The sequence below is a fragment of the Pseudomonas sp. BT-42-2 genome (assembly GCF_025847435.2).
GTDB lineage: Bacteria > Pseudomonadota > Gammaproteobacteria > Pseudomonadales > Pseudomonadaceae > Aquipseudomonas > Aquipseudomonas urmiensis.
The window spans coordinates 56,230-73,214 of the sequence record NZ_JAOYTM010000016.1 but is presented as its reverse complement, the minus strand read 5'-3'; the positions used below and the strand labels follow the sequence as shown (position 1 = coordinate 73,214).

The window sequence follows — 16,985 nt, the reverse complement described above, 5'->3', positions numbered from 1 at the left end:
AGGCCCCGCTCTTCACTGAATTTCGCGACGGATGCCGAACATGCAAAGGTTCCAGACAGTGCTGTTGCAGTGCGCCGGGTGGCTGCTCTACATGAGCCTGCTCATGTTGATCGCCCTGGCCCTGCCCAGCGACATCTTCGACTCGCAGTCGAAGCACTTCATCTTCCTGGTCGGCGCCGTCGGCATCTGGCGCTACTCGATGGGCGCCACCCATTTCATCCGCGGCATGATCTTCCTGTACGGCGTCTACCCGTACCTGCGCAACAAAGTGCGCAAACTGGGCAAGGCCGCGGACCCGTCCCACGTGTACCTGATGGTCACCAGTTTTCGCATCGATGCGCTGACTACCGCCCAGGTCTACAGCTCGGTGATCCGCGAAGCGATCAACTGCGGCTACCCGACCACTGTGGTCTGCTCGCTGGTGGAGAAGTGCGACGAGCTGCTGGTGAAAAGCCTGTGGGCCAAATACAACCCGCCTGAACATGTCACCCTCGACTTCGTGCGCATCGCCGGTACCGGCAAGCGCGATGGCCTGGCCTTTGGCTTCCGCGCCATCTCGCGGATGATGCCCGACCAGCACGCGGTGGTGGCGGTGATCGATGGCGACACCGTGCTCGGCGAAGGCGTGGTGCGCAAGACCGTACCCTGGTTCAAGCTGTTCCCCAATGTCGGTGGCCTGACCACCAACGAATTCTGCGAAGTGCGCGGCGGCTACATCATGAGCGAGTGGCACAAGCTGCGCTTCGCCCAGCGCCACATCAACATGTGCTCGATGGCCCTGTCCAAGCGCGTGCTGACCATGACCGGGCGGATGTCGATGTTCCGCGCCAGCGTAGTGACCAACCCTGAGTTCATCGCCGACGTCGAGAGCGACTCGCTGATGCACTGGCGCCTGGGCCGCTTCAAGTTCCTCACCGGCGACGACAAGTCGAGCTGGTTCAGCCTGATGCGCCTGGGCTACGACACCTTCTATGTGCCGGATGCGGCGATCAACACGGTCGAGCACCCGCCGGAAAAAAGCTTCCTCAAGGCCAGCCGCAAACTCATGTACCGCTGGTACGGCAACAACCTGCGGCAGAACTCGCGCGCCTTGGGCCTGGGCCTCAAGCGCCTGGGGCTGTTCACCAGCGTGGTGCTGTTCGACCAGCGCGTGTCGATGTGGACCAGCCTGCTCGGCCTGACCGTGGCGGTGATCGCCAGCCTCAAGTTCGGCATGGCCTTCCTGCTGGTGTACCTGCTGTGGATCGGCATCACCCGGCTGATCCTGACCATCATGCTGCTGTGCTCAGGCCACAGCGTGGGTCCGGCCTATCCCGTGATTCTCTATTACAACCAGATCGTCGGCGCGTTGATGAAGATCTACGTGTTCTTCCGCCTCGACAAGCAGTCCTGGACCCGCCAGCCCACTGCCCTCAAGCGTGACCTTGCCAGCTTTCAACAATGGTTCAACACCTGGTCCTCCCGCACCATGACCTTCTCGGCCGCGAGCATCTTCGTCGCCGTGCTGTTCATGGTCGTGTGAGCCACCCCGGATCGGATACAACAGGAACGAAATCGCCATGAATACCGCCGTGAACGTCAATGTCGTGCATGAGTCCGAAGCCCAGCGCCAGCACGCCCGGGTCCGCATCCCCGCCAAGCTGCGCTTCCTGGATGGCAATCGCGAGCCACAAGAGGTCAAGGTCGACGACCTCTCCGCTGGGGGCCTGTCCTTCCATGCCAAGCGCGCGCTGCCGATCGGCGATGTGCTGCGTGGTCGCCTGCAGTTCGTGGTCGACAACCTCGGCCTGTCGATGGATATCGAATTCCTCGTGCGTGCCAGCGACCCCGCCACCGGCCGTACCGGTGCCGAGTTCCAGAACCTGGAGCCGCGTGACATCGCCACCCTGCGCCACATCATCACCTCGCACCTGTCCGGTGAACTGATCACCGCCGGTGACGTGCTCAGTACCCTGCAGCGCGACAACTTCACCAAGGCGCGCAAGCAGAAAGACGGCGGCTCGGGCCTGAGCGCCTTCGGCCGCCTGCGCGCGGTGACCGTGACCCTCGGCGTGTTCGTGGTGGGTATCGCCGCCTTCGGCTTCGTCGCCAAGTCGCTGTATGGCATGTACTTCGTCAGCCATGCCGAAGCCGGTGTGGTCGCAGTGCCGACCACTACCGTTACCATGCCCCGTGATGGCACCGTCAAAAGCCTGGTGGAGAGCGGCGGCCAAGTGGTCAAGGGCGCGCCACTGGCAAGCTTCAGCACCAGCATGCTGGACATGCTCAAGGGCCATCTGGACGACGCGCAATTGGAGCCGGCCAAAGTCGAGGAACTGTTCGGCAAGCAGCTCGCTGGCACCCTCACCAGCCCCTGCGACTGCGTGGTTGCCCAGCAACTGGTGGACGACGACCAGTACGCCAGCAAAGGCCAGCCGATCTTCCAGCTGATCCCCCGCACCACCAACCCGATGATCGAGGCGCGCTTCAGCTATCGCCAGTTCGACGAGGTCAAGCCAGGCACCCGGGTCAACTTCCAGATCGCCGGCGAAGACGAAGTACGTACCGGCCAGATCGTCAGCAGCGCCAGCCTCAACAGCGCAGACCTGGCCTCCGACATCCGCGTGCAGATCAAGCCAGACGGCGCGCTGCCTGCTGAACTGGCCGGTCGCCCAGCGTCGGTCTACAGCGACCGCGGTCCGTCGTTGAACTGGCTGATCGACAAAGCCGTCGCCCGTGGGCTTTAAGAGGATCGAACAATGATCTCCAAGCACACCTCTGTCCCTGTGGGAGCGGGCTTGCCCGCGAATAGGCCGGCGCCGATCTCACTGACCCTTCGCGGGCAAGCCCGCTCCCACAAGGTGCGTGTCAACCTCGGGCTTTGCGCGTTGACCGCTGCCATCGCCCTGGCCGGCTGCGCGGGCCTGCCCGACCAGCGCCTGGCCAACGAAGCGATGAAGCGTGGCGACACCGCCACCGCCGAGCGCAACTACAAGGCCCTGGCCGACCTCGGCTACAGCGACGCCCAAGTGGGCCTGGCCGACATCAAGGTCGCCTCCCGCGACCCTGCCCAGCTCAAGGAGGCCGAGGCCACCTACCGCGACGCCGCTGCCACTTCGCCGCGTGCCCAGGCGCGCCTGGGTCGCCTGCTGGTGGCCAAGCCCGACAGCACCCAGGCTGAACGCGAAGAAGCCGAGACCTTGCTCAAGCTCGCCGCCAAGCAAGGCGAAGGCAACACCCTGATCCCGCTGGCGATGCTCTACCTGCAATACCCGCAGAGCTTCCCCAACGTCAACGCGCAACAGCAGATCGAGCAATGGCGCGCCGCCGGCCAGCCAGAAGCGGGCCTGGCGCAGATCCTGCTCTACCGCACCCAGGGCACCTACGACCAGCACCTGGATGACGTCGAGAACATCTGCAAGGCCGCCATCAACAGCACCGACATCTGCTACGTCGAGCTGGCCACCGTCTACCAGAAACGCAACCAGGCCGACCAGCGCAACGCTCTGCTCGAGCAGCTCAAGGCCGGCTATGCCCGCGGCACTGTGCCGGCTACCCGGGTCGACAGCGTCGCCCGCGTGCTGGCTGATCGCAACCTCGGCCAAACCGACGAGAAAACCGCCAAGGAGCTGCTCGAACACGTGGCACCGGCCAACCCAGCCTCCTGGGTCAGCCTCGCCCAGCTGCTGTACGACTTCCCCGAACTGGGCGACACCGAACAGTTGCTGGCCTACATCGAAAAGGGCCGCGCCGCCGAACAGCCACGCGCCGAACTGCTGCTGGGCCGCCTCTACTACGAAGGCAAGATCCTGCCGGCCGATGCCGAGAAAGCCCAAACCCACTTGCAGGCCGCAGCCGATGCCGGCGAGATCAGCGCCCACTACTACCTCGGCCAGCTCTATCGCCGGGGCTATCTGGGCCAGGTCGAGCCACAGAAGGCCGTCGACCACCTGCTCAGCGCCGCTCGCGGCGGTCAGCTCAGCGCCGACTACGCCTTGGCCCAGCTGTACAGCGAAGGCCACGGCATTCGCCAGAATCCGGGCAATGCCTGGGTGTTCGCCCAGTTGGCCCAGGCCAACCCCACCGAACAGTCCAGCGCCATGCTGCAACAACTCGATCAGCAATTGACGCCTGACCAGCGCAGCCAGGCCGAGCGCCTGCTGGCGCAGGAGAAGCAGGCGCGCGGCAGCATGGCCAAGGGCGCCAACAGCGTCATGGCCATCGAAGCCCTGCAAGACGATGAAGACGCCGAGGACGCCTCCCTATGACGCTCAACCCTTTCGTGAAAGCCGGCATCGGCCTGAGCTTCGCCCTGCTGTGGTCGTGCCCGACCCTGGCTGACATGACTGCGCAGAAAAACTTCGGCCTGGAAGTGAAAGTCACTGCTCAATCCGAAGACGACCGCGACCTGGGCACCCGCTCCGGCGGTGACGTCAACGGCCTGGGCCTGGACCTGCGCCCCTGGGTATATGGCGAGCGCGGCAATTGGAACGCCTATGCCATGGGCCAGGCAGTGACCGCCACCGACATCATCGAGACCGACACCCTGCGCGCCTCGGACGATGGCAGCGCCATCGACACCGGCGACGACAGCCGCCAGCCCGACAAAAGCTACCTGGCCCTGCGCGAGTTCTGGGTCGGCTACAACGGCTTCACGCCCTACCCCGGCGAATACCTGCGCTTTGGCCGGCAACGCCTGCGCAACGACGACGGCATGTGGCGCGACACCAACATCGAGGCGCTGAACTGGACCTTCGACACCACCCTGCTCAAGGCCGATGTCGGCGTTGCCCAGCGCTTCAGCGAATACCGCACCGACCTGACTGAGCTGGCCGCCGAAGACGAAGACCGCACGCACGTCTACGGCAACGTCGCCGCGCAGTGGACGCCAGGTCACTGGGTTGGCCTGCGCGCCCATCACACCCATGACAGCGGCAGCCTGAACAAACCCGGCGAAACCATCGACACCCTCGACAAGACCCGCACTGGCGATCTCACCTGGCTTGGCCTTGAGGCCAACAGCGATGCCTACAACTGGCGCAACGACCACACCGTCAACTACTGGGGCAGCCTGACCTGGCTGACCGGCGATCGCGACAAGCTCAGCAGCGAGACGCGCAATGGCGAGCAAGTGGTTACCGGCAAGCAAAGCGGTGACGTCAACGCCTGGGCCACCGACCTGGGTATCCGCCTGCGCCTGGACCCCAACTGGCAGGTCGGCGCCGCTTATGCCCGCGGCAGCGGCGGGGGTGGCAGCGACGGCTCGAACAACTTCGAACAGACCGGCCTTGAGAGCAATCGCTCCAACTTCACCGGCACCCGCTCGCGCGTGCACCGCTTCGGCGAGGCCTTCCGTGGCGAGCTGGGCAACTTGCAGGCTGCCACCCTGTTCGCCTCCTGGCAGCTGCGCGAGGACTACGACGCAAGCTTCATCTACCACAAGTTCTGGCGCGTCGATGACCAACAGAACATCGGCTCCAGCGGCATCAACGCGGTGGTCGAGGACAACGGCGTCAACCGCCCGCTGATCAGCGGCGAGAAGGACCTGGGCCAAGAGATGGACGTGGTCGTCACCAAGTACTTCAAGCAAGGCTTGCTGCCGGCTTCGCTGAGCCAGTCGATCGACGAACCGTCGGCCCTGGTACGCCTGCGCGCGGGTGTCTTCAAGCCGGGTGACGCCTATGGCAAAGAAGCCGATTCGTACATGCACCGCGCCTTCGTCGACGTGATCTGGCGCTTCTGAGCCGGGAGAGGAAAGCTATGAACCTGCACCCGCATCTTCGCCACAGTCTGCTCGCCAGCGCCTTGCTGCTGGCCGCAGGCGTGGTCCAGGCCGCCGAGCCGGAAATGGCCAAAGGTCTGCAGCAGGCCAAGACCTACACGGTATCCAGTGCACCGGTCGAGCCGCTGCACATGGATCCGCCCAAGCTGCCCGATCTTTCCGGCTACACCGCGCAAGCGGTGCAAAAGAAGATCGATCGCAGCCGCAAGGGCAAGGTCAGCGTGCGCCGCATGCTCCAAGAAGAGTCGCTCAAGGAGTTCATCGGCGGCGACAACAAGGCCGCCGAATGGGTCCAGCGCCAGCACGGCATCCCGCAGGCGATCTTCGTCGATGACGGGCATGTCGACATGGCGCAGCTGAGCAAGCAGGTGCCTGACCAGTACCTGCGCGAAGTCTCGCCTGGGGTGTTCCTCGCCCGCCTGCCGATCGTGGTCGGGCAGAAAGGCATCCTTGAGATCGACGGCAAGGTCAAGGAGCTGCGCCTGTCGCAAGAGGGCGGCTCGTTCCTGGTCAACGACGGCAAGCTGTTCGTCAGCGACACCCAGGTCACCGGCTGGCGCGAGAAGGACAACGGCCCATCGACCTTCCGCTCGCCCAAGGAATTTCGCCCCTTCTTGCTGTCTTGGGGTGGCACCGAGACCTACATCGTCAATAGCAAGATGGCCAGCTTCGGCTACGCCAAGTCCAAGTCGTATGGCGTGAGCATCTCGCAGTACACGCCGAACATGGCCAAGCGCATGGGCCGCCCGGAACCGACCGGCTGGATCATCGGCTCCGAGTTCAGCGACATGTGGTACGGCTTCTATTGCTACGAGACCAGCGACTTCGTGGTCAAGGACAGCACCTACCGCGACAACATCGTCTACGGCATCGACCCACACGACCGCTCGCACCGGCTGATCATCGCTGGCAACACCGTGTACGGCACCAAGAAGAAGCACGGCATCATCGTTTCGCGTGAGGTCAACGACAGCTGGATCATCAACAACAAGAGCTACGACAACAAGCTCTCCGGGGTGGTGATCGACCGTAACAGCGTCAATAACCTGATCGCCTACAACGAGATCTACCGCAACCATACCGACGGCATCACCTTGTACGAAAGCGGCGACAACCTGATCTGGGGCAACAAGCTGATCAACAACCGTCGCCACGGCATTCGCGTGCGTAACAGCGTCAACATCCGCCTGTATGAAAACGTCGCCATGGCCAACGGCCTGGTCGGGGTCTACGGGCACATCAAGGACCTGTCCGACACCGACCGCGACATCGCCCTTGACCCGTTCGATACCAAGGTCTCGCTGATCGTCGTTGGCGGTGAGCTGGCAGCCAATGGTTCCGGGCCTTTGTCGATCGACTCGCCGCTGTCGGTCGAGCTGTACAAGGTGTCCATGCTCGCCCCACGCAAAGCCAGCGGCATCAGCCTCAATGGCGTGCTTGGCGAGCGCCAGGACGAAATCCTCGACCTGCTGGTACGCCAGCAGAAGGCCGTGCTGATCGACCCGGTCGAACGCCAGACCGAAATGATCGATTAAGGAAAGCCAAGACCATGACGACCCCACATCTGATGAAACTGCTCGGTCTGTCCGCCGCCCTGCTGGCGATCAGCCAAGGCGTGCGCGCCGAAGACGTGCAAGCGCCAAGCTTCAGCGCCGAGCCCTGCTGCCAGCTGTGCCCAGAAGCACATGACGCCAGCCGCTACACCACTCGCTACCAGCAGAACTTCACCACCTTGGTGCAGGCGCAAGGCGACTGGCTGTTCCGAACCCGCGAAGACCTGCGCACCGAGTTCACCACCACTGCCGCCGGCTACAAGCGCTTGCAGCAGGTGCACGACGCGTTCAAGAAACGCGGCGTCGAACTGGTCGTGGTGTACCAGCCAACCCGTGGCCTGGTGAACCGCAACATGCTCAACCCGCAAGAGAAAGCCGCCTTCGACTACCAGAAGGCGCTGGGTAACTACCAGGCCATGCTGCAGCGTTTCGCCAAGATGGGCTACAACGTGCCGGACCTGTCGCCGCTGACCAACGAGCAACTGGCCGCCGCCGACCAGGGCAAGGACTTCTACTTCCGCGGCGACCAGCACTGGACCCCATACGGCGCCGAGCGCGCAGCGAAGATCGTCGCCGATACGGTGCACAAGATGCCCGCTTTCGAGGGCATCCCGCGCAAGGAATTCGAAACTCACAAATCCGGGCGCATGGGCAAGACCGGCACCCTGCACAACGTCGCCGGCCAGCTCTGTGGCACCAGCTATGCGGTGCAGTACATGGACCAGTTCGCCACTGAGCCGAAGGGTTCGAGCGGCGGCGACGACCTGTTCGGTGACAGCGGCAACGCCGAGATCACCCTGGTCGGCACCAGCCACAGCGGCAAGAACTACAACTTCTCGGGCTTCCTGCAGCAGTACATCGGCGCCGACGTGCTCAACGTCGCCTTCCCCGGTGGCGGCCTGGAAGGGGCGATGATCCAGTATCTGGGCAGCGAAGAGTTCCAGAAAAACCCACCGAAGATCCTCATCTGGGAATTCTCGCCACTGTATCGCCTGGACCAGGAAACCATCTGGCGGCAGATCCTCGGGCTGCTCGACGACGGTTGCGACGATCGCCCGGCGCAGATGAGCGCCAGCGCCACTCTCAAGCCCGGCAAGAACGAGCTGATGGTCAACGGCAAGGGCGGCGTGATCAAGGATCTGGTTAACCGCAACCTGCAGATGGACATCAAGTTCGAGGACACCTCGGTCAAGGTCCTGCAGGCCACCTTGTGGTACCTCAACGGCCGTCATGAAGACATAAAGATCGAGAAACCGGAAACCTCCGAGACCGACGGGCGTTTCGTCTTCCAACTGCGTGAAGACGAAGACTGGGCCAGCCAGAACCTGCTGGCGCTGGAAGTCCAGGGGCCAGAACAAGGCACCCAGAAGGTCGAGGCCAAGCTGTGCAAACGCAACAACTTCGCCAGCCCCGCGCACACCGCGCAAGCTGGCCAGTGAGGCGAACCATGACCAACACTCGCACCATCACCGCCCCCGCCCTGCTCGCCCTGGCGCTGTTTGGCAGTGCCGCGCATGCCGCGTTGGTGCCGCCCCAGGGTTACTACGCCGGGATCGAGCAGATCAAGACCACCGACGGCAAGTTCCAGTGTGAAGCGGCGCCCAAGCCCTACACCGGTGCGCTGCAATTTCGCAGCAAGTACGAAGGCTCGGACAAGGCCCGGGCGACGCTCAACCTGGCGTCGGAAAAAGCCTTCCGCAGTTCCACCCAGGACATCACTACGCTGGAGCGCGGCATCAGCAAGATGGTCGGTCAGTACATGCGTGACGGCCGCCCGGCCCAGCTCGATTGTGCACTGAGCTGGCTCGGCACGTGGGCGCGCGCCGATGCCTTGATGTCGACCGACTACAACCACACCGGCAAGTCCATGCGCAAATGGGCGCTGGGCAGCATGAGTGGTTCGTGGCTGCGTCTTAAGTTCTCCAACTCCCAGCCACTGGCCGCGCACCAGGCCGAGGCCGAACTGATCGAGAAGTGGTTCGCCCGCCTCGCCGAACAGACCGTGCGCGACTGGAGCGACCTGCCGCTGGAGAAGATCAACAACCACAGCTACTGGGCGGCCTGGTCGGTCATGGCCACCGCCGTGGCCACTGACCGCCGCGACCTGTTCGACTGGGCAGTGAAGGAATACAAGGTCGGCGCCAACCAGGTCGATGAGCAGGGCTTCTTGCCCAACGAACTCAAGCGCAAGCAGCGCGCGCTGGCCTATCACAACTACGCCCTGCCGCCACTGGCGATGATCGCCAGTTTCGCCCAGGTCAATGGTGTCGACCTGCGCGGTGAGAACAACAACGCCTTGCAGCGCCTGGGCCAGAAAGTCTTGGCCGGGGCCAAGGACCCGAGTGCGTTCAAGCGCCGCAATGGTGAGAAACAGGACATGAAAGACCTCAAGGTCGACAGCAAGTATTCCTGGCTCGAACCCTATTGCAGCCTCTACGCCTGCAGCGGCGACACCTTGCAGCGCAAACGGGGCATGCAGCCGTTCGACAGTTTCCGCCTCGGCGGCAACCTGACCCGGGTCTACGACCCGAGCGCAGAAAGCAAGAAGTAACAATCCGATGTGGGCGTGATCCCTGTGGGAGCGGGCTTGCCCGCGAAGAGGACACCGCAGGGTCTGGCAATGGCTTCGCCATTGTTCGCGGGCAAGCCCGCTCCCACAAGGAAATGAGTTGCTCTTCAGTCATCGACTGGGGGGTTTGGGGGGCTGCTGCCCCGGATGCTGTGAACAATAAGGAGAACCGGGATGGTCTTCTCGTCAAACGTGTTCCTGTTCCTGTTCTTGCCGATTTTCCTCGGCCTGTACTACTTGAGCGGGCAACGCTATCGCAACCTGCTGCTGCTGGTTGCCAGCTACATCTTCTACGCCTGGTGGCGGGTCGACTTCCTCGCGCTGTTCGCCGGGGTCACCCTGTGGAACTACTGGATCGGCCTGAAAGTCGGCGCCGCCGGCGTGCGCACCAAGCCGGCCCAGCGCTGGCTGCTGCTCGGCGTCGGTGTCGACCTGGCGATCCTTGGCTACTTCAAGTACGCCAACTTTGGCGTCGACAGCCTCAACGCGATCATCACCTCGTTCGGCCTTGAACCATTCATCATCACCCACGTGCTGCTGCCGATCGGCATTTCGTTCTACATCTTCGAGTCGATCAGCTACATCATCGACGTGTACCGCGGCGACACCCCGGCCACCCGCAACCTGATCGACTTCGCCGCGTTCGTGGCGATCTTCCCACACCTGATCGCCGGCCCCGTGCTTCGTTTCAAGGACCTGGTCGACCAGTTCAACAACCGCACCCACACCCTGGACAAGTTCTCCGAAGGCTGCACCCGCTTCATGCAGGGCTTCATCAAGAAAGTGTTCATCGCCGACACCCTGGCGGTGGTCGCCGACCACTGCTTCGCCCTGGAAAACCCCACAACCGGCGATGCCTGGCTGGGCGCCCTGGCCTACACCGCGCAGCTGTACTTCGACTTCTCCGGCTACAGCGACATGGCCATCGGCCTGGGCTTGATGATGGGCTTCCGTTTCATGGAGAACTTCAAGCAGCCATACATCAGCCAGTCGATCACCGAGTTCTGGCGACGCTGGCACATCAGCCTGTCGACCTGGCTGCGCGACTACCTGTACATCACCCTGGGCGGCAACCGCAAAGGCACCTTCAACACCTACCGCAACCTGTTCCTGACCATGCTGCTCGGTGGTCTGTGGCATGGCGCCAACTTCACCTACATCATCTGGGGTGCCTGGCACGGCATGTGGCTGGCAATCGAACGCGCCCTGGGCCTGGATACCAACCCGCAGCGCTTCAACCCGGTCAAATGGGCCTTCACCTTCCTGCTGGTAGTGGTCGGCTGGGTGATCTTCCGCGCCGAGAACCTGCACGTCGCCGGGCGTATGTACGGCGCCATGTTCAGCTTCGGTGAGTGGCAGCTGTCGGAACTCAACCGCGCCAACCTCACAGGCCTGCAAGTGGCGACCATGTTCATCGCCTACGCGAGCCTGGCGTTCTTCGGCCTGCGCGACTTCTACCGCAATGCCAAGCCAACCGCCAAGGCAACGCCGGTGCAGATCAACGCCGACGGCTCGATCGGCCTGGACTGGACCCGGGTGATGGCCCGTGTGCTGGTGCTGCTGCTGTTCGTCGCCTCGGTGCTCAAGCTCTCCGCGCAGAGCTACTCGCCATTCCTCTACTTCCAGTTCTGAGGCACGGACGACCATGACCCGGACACTTCGCATCACCTACTCCCTGACCTTCCTCGGCCTGCTCACAGGCCTGGGCGTGTGGTCGCTCAGCGGCGCCTCGACGTTCCAGCGCACCGAGCAGATGACCCTGCTCAACGGCAAGCTGGCCAAGGCCGCCGAAACCCATTACGACGATCAGTTCCCGATCAAGCGCATCAGTACCAACCTCTGGGCGGCACTCGATTTCAAGCTGTTCAACGAAGGCCGTCCCGGCGTGGTGCTGGGGCGCGATCAATGGCTGTTCAGCGACGAAGAGTTCAAGCCCACTGCTGGCGCCGAGCAACTGATGCAGGAAAACCTGGCGCTGATCCGCGGTGTGCGCGACACCTTGCAACGCCAAGGCACGCAGCTGGTGCTGGCGATCGTCCCGGCCAAGGCGCGGATCTACTCCGAATACCTCGGCCAGGAGCTGCCGGCCAGCCTGCATGGCGACCTGTACAACCAGTTCCATGCACAGGCGCGTCAGGCCAACGTATTCGCCCCTGACCTGCAAGCGCCAATGGAGCAAGCCAAAGCGCGTGGCCAGGTGTTCCTGCGTACCGACACTCACTGGACGCCGATGGGCGCCGAGGTCGCCGCCCAGGCGGTGGCCGAAGCGGTGGCTCGCCAGGGCCTGCTCAGCGGCGACCCACAGGCGTTCATCACCCAAGCGGGCGAGACCAAGCCATACAAGGGCGACCTGACCAACTTCCTGCCGCTCGACCCGCTGTTCAGCAACCTGCTGCCCGCTCCGGACAACCTGCAGCAACGCAGCACCCACGCGGTCGAGACCGAAGGCGAGACCGGCGATGCGCTGTTTGCCGACAGCCAGATCCCGGTGGCCCTGGTCGGCACCAGCTACAGCGCCAACCCCCACTGGAATTTCCTCGGTGCCCTGCAGCAAGCGCTGCGCAGCGATGTCGCCAACTACGCCGAAGACGGCCACGGGCCGTTGCTCCCGATGCTCAAGTACCTGCAAAGCGATGCCTTCAAGAATGCCGCGCCACAGGTGGTGGTGTGGGAATTCCCCGAACGTTATCTGCCAATGAAAAACGACCTCAGCGCGTTCGATCCGCAGTGGATCGCGCAGCTGAAAAACACCCGTAAATCTGAAGAAAACCTGGCCCTGTCGTCCAACCGGGCGAACCACTGATAGAGAGGAACACGCACATGACCCATAAGCCATCTTTTGCCAAAGCCCTCACCCTCGCAGCCGGCCTGTCCCTTTCCGCGCTGGCCTCGGTACATGCCTTCGCCGGCGCTGACGCGGCCCTGTACGGCCCAAGCGCGCCTAAAGGCTCGACCTTCGTGCGCCTGTACAACGCCAGCAGCGCGCCGACCGCCGCCAGTGTCGGCAACACCCAGATCAAGCAGGTTGGCGCACAAGCCAGCAGCGACTTCAGCTTCCTCCCAGGCGGCGACTACACCGCCCAGGTCGCGGGCAAATCGGTGCCGGTCAAGCTCGCCTCGGATAAGTACTACACGCTGGTCAACAACAGCACTGGCAACCCGCAGTTGATCGAAGAACCACCGTTTAAGAACAAGCAGAAAGCCCTGGTCCGCGTGCAAAACCTGACCGACCAGCAGCTGACCCTGAAGACCGCCGACGGCAAGACCGAAGTGGTCAAGCCAGTAGCCGCCAACGGCCGCGGCGAGCGTGAGATCAACCCGGTCAAGGTCAACCTGGCCCTGTACCAAGGAGACAAGAAAGTCGGCGACGTCAAACCCGTCGCCCTGGAACGCGGCGAAGCTGCCGTGCTGTACGTCACTGGCTCCGGCAGCAGCCTGTCGCCGGTGTGGGTAACCCGCCCTGTGTCCACTAACTGATCCCCTGCCTCTATCGACCTTTGGAGAAACATCATGATTCCGGTAATTCTTTCTGGTGGTAGCGGTTCGCGTCTGTGGCCTCTGTCGCGCAAGCAGTTCCCCAAGCAGTTCCTCGCCCTGACCGGTGAGCACACCCTGTTCCAGCAGACCCTCGAGCGCTTGGTGTTCGAAGGCATGCAGGCACCGATCGTGGTCTGCAACAAAGACCACAAGTTCATCGTTCAGGAGCAACTGAGCGCGCTGAACCTTGAGACCCAGGCGATCCTGATGGAGCCGTTCGGCCGTAACACCGCGCCAGCGGTGGCGATGACCGCAATGAAGCTGGTCAATGAAGGTTGCGATGAGCTGATGCTGGTGCTGCCGGCCGACCATGTGATCGATGACCAAAAAGCCCTGCAACGCGCCCTGGCCCTGGCCACCGTGGCTGCCGAGCGCGGTGAAATGGTGCTGTTCGGCGTGCCGGCGACCAAACCGGAAACCGGCTACGGCTACATCCGCTCCAGCCAGGACGCGCTGCTGCCTGAAGGCGTGGCGCGGGTTGCGCAGTTCGTCGAAAAACCTGACGAAAAACGCGCCACCGAGTTCGTCCGTGCCGGCGGCTACTTCTGGAACAGCGGCATGTTCCTGTTCCGCGCCAGCCGCTTCCTCGAAGAGCTGAAAAAGCACGATCCGGACATCTACGACACCTGCCTGCTGGCCCTGGAGCGCAGCGATCAACAAGGCGACACCCTGAGCATCGACGAAGCCACCTTCGCTTGCTGCCCGGACAACTCCATCGACTACGCGGTGATGGAAAAGACCCAGCGCGCCTGCGTGGTGCCGCTGTCGGCCGGCTGGAGCGATGTCGGCTGCTGGTCGTCGCTGTGGGACGTGCACGAGAAAGACGACAACGGCAACGTCACCAAAGGCGATGTGGTGGTGCAAGACAGCCGCAACTGCATGATCCACGGCAACGGCAAGCTGGTGTCGGTGATCGGCCTTGAGAACATCGTCGTGGTCGAGACCAAGGACGCCATGATGATCGCCCACAAGGACAAGGTCCAAGGCGTCAAGCAGATGGTCAACACCCTCGACAAGCAGGGCCGCAGCGAGACCCAGAACCACCTTGAGGTGTACCGCCCGTGGGGCTCGTACGACTCGGTCGACATGGGTGGGCGCTTCCAGGTCAAGCACATCACGGTCAAGCCCGGTGCCAGCCTGTCGCTGCAGATGCACCACCACCGCGCCGAGCACTGGATCGTGGTCTCGGGCACGGCCGAGGTGACCTGTGACGAGAACGTGTTCCTGCTCACCGAGAACCAGTCGACCTACATCCCGATCGCCTCGGTCCACCGCCTGCGCAACCCCGGCAAGATCCCCCTGGAGATCATCGAAGTGCAGTCCGGCAGCTACTTGGGCGAGGATGATATCGAGCGCTTCGAAGACGTCTACGGGCGCACGTCCACGCCGATGGAGCGTGGGGTTTCGGTGAAGACCATCGCCCAGTAAGCGTTTCCCTGATCACCTGGGGACATTGACTACGTGGTGACCACGTGGGAGCGGGCTTGCCCCGCGATAGCGTCATGGCAGACAACGCAATCACTCTGTCAGATCGCTATCGCGGGGCAAGCCCGCTCCCACGCCCCCGCGCCTATTAGTTCCATCAACCAACAGGGCCACGCAGCCATCCTTGCGTGCGCCAACGTTGCTTTTTGAGGTGAACCCCTTTTACAGCTACGATGGTCAAACCCGCCCAACCAAGGCATGCCCTGCACAATGATCATCGGCGCTCTGCTCATCCTCACCTGGCTGGTCCTGCTCCTGCGCTACCCGGCCAAGGCCCTGCCGATCTCCCTGGCCGCCGTATTGGGCCTGGGGCTGGTTGCGCTGTGGGTAGTCTGGCAAGACAGCCGCGAATCTTCGCAGCTGGCCCGCCTGGAATTGCGCCTGACCTACGCTCCGGATCAGTGTCCTGCCGACCGCGCCCTGCGCGTGACGATGAAAAACGGCAACAAGGCCCCTCTCACCGAACTGCGCTGGCGAGTCGGCGCCTATGCGCCGGGCGATACCGTCAACCTCGCCGAAAGCACCTACAGCGCACCGCGCTACCGCGGGCCCGGCGAATTGCAACCTGGCGCCGAGTGGAGCGACTGCCTGCCCTTGCCGCCGCTGCGTTCAGGGTATCGCCCGCAGACCCTGGAGTTTCGTCCAGAACACCTGCAAGGCTCGTTTGCCAACTAGCATTTTTGTCAGTTTCGCCGCGGCACCACCTGGCATTGAATAGGCGCATTGCCTTGTCAGGAGGACGTTGTCGTGCACCTGCATCCACTCTGCGACCCCGATGCCCTGGACGACCTGCTCGATGCCGAACGCCGCGAGCGGCGCAGCGTGATCTTCGTCGGCTCGCACAGTTGCCCGCCGTGCAACAGCCTGCGGCCGGTCTATAAACGCCTGGCGCGCCGCCTGCGGGGCATCACCTTTTACGACTTGAACCTCGACCAGTTCGAAGATCCCGCCTGGGAGGGCTGGCTAACCGCCGTGTTCAAGGACCTCGACCTACGCTATATCCCCTCGCAGATTCTGCTGCCGGTCAGAGGCTCAGCACAGGTGGTGCGCGTTGGCCGCGCGGCACCGTTGCGTCAGGCATTGGCAAGGCTGCATGGCCCCGGCTGCGCTATGATCGAACCTTCATCCCTTTTGCGCAGGCCCCGCCATGCCCACAGTTCTCATCACCGGCTGCTCCAGCGGCATCGGCCGCGCCCTGGCCAACGCCTTCCGCGATACTGGTCACGAAGTCTGGGCCACGGCCCGCAAGCTCGAGGATGTGCAGCAACTGAGCGCGGCTGGTTTCTGCGCACGACAGCTGGATGTCAATGATGCACACGGCTTGACGCAGTTGGCCGGCGAACTCGAACAGCGCCATGGTGGCCTGGATATCCTGATCAACAACGCCGGCTACGGCGCCATGGGGCCGCTGCTCGATGGCGGGGTCGAGGCGCTGCGTCAGCAGTTCGAGACCAACGTATTCGCCGTGGTCGGCGTGACCCGCGCGCTGTTCTCGCTGCTACGTCGCAACCGCGGCCTGGTGGTGAATATCGGCAGTGTTTCCGGGGTGTTGGTGACGCCGTTTGCCGGCGCCTACTGCGCCTCGAAAGCCGCCGTGCATGCACTCAGTGATGCCCTGCGCCTGGAGCTGGCGCCGTTCGGCATTCGGGTGATGGAGGTACAGCCTGGGGCGATTGCTTCGCAGTTTGCCAGCAATGCCCAGCAGCAGGCCGAGCAGGTATTGGCGGCTGATTCACCGTGGTGGCCGCTGCGCGAACATATCCAGGCACGCGCGCGCGCTTCGCAGGACAAACCCACACCGGCCGCGCAGTTCGCTCAGGGTTTGTTGGCGGCGACACAGAAGTCGCCGACGCCAGCGCTGGTGCGCTTGGGCAATGGCAGCACTGCGCTACCGCTGCTGGCGCGCTTGCTGCCACAGCGGCTGCTCGACAAGGTGCTGCGCAAGCGCTTTGGGTTGTTGCGTCCGCTTTGACTGTGCTGGCCTCTTCGCGGGCAAGCCCGCTCCCACAGGTACAGCGTCGGTCTCAGGCTCTACACACCTAGCTCAAACGACTCGGGCCCTGTGGGAGCGGGCTTGCCC

General features: G+C 63.4%; 13 protein-coding genes. All 13 read left to right on the top strand.

Features of this window, described 5'->3' with window-relative positions; all coding sequences use genetic code 11:
• Positions 1-40 precede the first annotated feature (40 nt).
• The 13 genes from OIU19_RS19810 to OIU19_RS19750 all read left to right on the top strand — a co-directional run bounded on the left by OIU19_RS19810 (position 41) and on the right by OIU19_RS19750 (position 16,877).
• Positions 41-1,522, top strand: coding sequence for a glycosyltransferase family 2 protein (locus tag OIU19_RS19810; RefSeq protein WP_186553821.1), 1,482 nt, complete (start codon positions 41-43; stop codon positions 1,520-1,522).
• A gap of 37 nt (positions 1,523-1,559) precedes the next feature.
• Positions 1,560-2,726 carry an alginate biosynthesis protein Alg44 gene (locus tag OIU19_RS19805; RefSeq protein ID WP_264236456.1) on the top strand — a complete coding sequence of 389 codons (1,167 nt, stop codon included), beginning with the start codon at positions 1,560-1,562 and terminating at the stop codon, positions 2,724-2,726.
• Positions 2,727-2,738: 12 nt separating this feature from the next.
• Complete coding sequence (algK, locus tag OIU19_RS19800) at positions 2,739-4,247, top strand: alginate biosynthesis TPR repeat lipoprotein AlgK (protein WP_372353336.1); 1,509 nt, start codon at positions 2,739-2,741, stop codon at positions 4,245-4,247.
• A complete protein-coding gene (locus OIU19_RS19795; protein WP_186553818.1) occupies positions 4,244-5,722 on the top strand; it encodes an alginate export family protein in 1,479 nt (492 codons plus the stop codon). The genes algK and OIU19_RS19795 overlap by 4 nt, the downstream gene beginning before the upstream one ends.
• Before the next feature lie 17 nt (positions 5,723-5,739).
• Positions 5,740-7,296 (top strand): mannuronan 5-epimerase AlgG, encoded by a 1,557-nt coding sequence (gene algG / locus OIU19_RS19790; RefSeq protein ID WP_264236454.1) that lies wholly within the window; start codon positions 5,740-5,742, stop codon positions 7,294-7,296.
• 14 nt (positions 7,297-7,310) lie between these two features.
• Entirely contained in the window at positions 7,311-8,753 is a 1,443-nt protein-coding gene (locus tag OIU19_RS19785) for an alginate O-acetyltransferase (protein WP_264236453.1), read from the top strand.
• Between the two features lie 8 nt (positions 8,754-8,761).
• The gene (locus OIU19_RS19780; protein WP_264236452.1) at positions 8,762-9,865 is read left to right on the top strand and encodes a mannuronate-specific alginate lyase; all 1,104 of its coding nucleotides are present in this window, start codon (positions 8,762-8,764) and stop codon (positions 9,863-9,865) included.
• Between the two features lie 192 nt (positions 9,866-10,057).
• A complete protein-coding gene (locus tag OIU19_RS19775; protein WP_186553814.1) occupies positions 10,058-11,515 on the top strand; it encodes an MBOAT family protein in 1,458 nt (485 codons plus the stop codon).
• Between the two features lie 13 nt (positions 11,516-11,528).
• Positions 11,529-12,686 (top strand): alginate O-acetyltransferase, encoded by a 1,158-nt coding sequence (locus OIU19_RS19770; protein ID WP_264236451.1) that lies wholly within the window; start codon positions 11,529-11,531, stop codon positions 12,684-12,686.
• A gap of 17 nt (positions 12,687-12,703) precedes the next feature.
• On the top strand, positions 12,704-13,360 hold the full coding sequence (locus OIU19_RS19765; protein ID WP_264236450.1) for an alginate O-acetyltransferase AlgF: 657 nt from the start codon (positions 12,704-12,706) through the stop codon (positions 13,358-13,360).
• A 33-nt stretch (positions 13,361-13,393) separates the two neighbouring features.
• Positions 13,394-14,848 carry a mannose-1-phosphate guanylyltransferase/mannose-6-phosphate isomerase gene (locus OIU19_RS19760; protein ID WP_264236449.1) on the top strand — a complete coding sequence of 485 codons (1,455 nt, stop codon included), beginning with the start codon at positions 13,394-13,396 and terminating at the stop codon, positions 14,846-14,848.
• A gap of 267 nt (positions 14,849-15,115) precedes the next feature.
• Positions 15,116-15,580, top strand: a complete 465-nt coding sequence (locus tag OIU19_RS19755; protein ID WP_186553810.1) for a multidrug transporter — start codon at positions 15,116-15,118, stop codon at positions 15,578-15,580.
• Between the two features lie 472 nt (positions 15,581-16,052).
• Entirely contained in the window at positions 16,053-16,877 is an 825-nt protein-coding gene (locus OIU19_RS19750) for an SDR family oxidoreductase (protein ID WP_264236448.1), read from the top strand.
• The last annotated feature ends 108 nt before the right edge of the window (positions 16,878-16,985 follow it).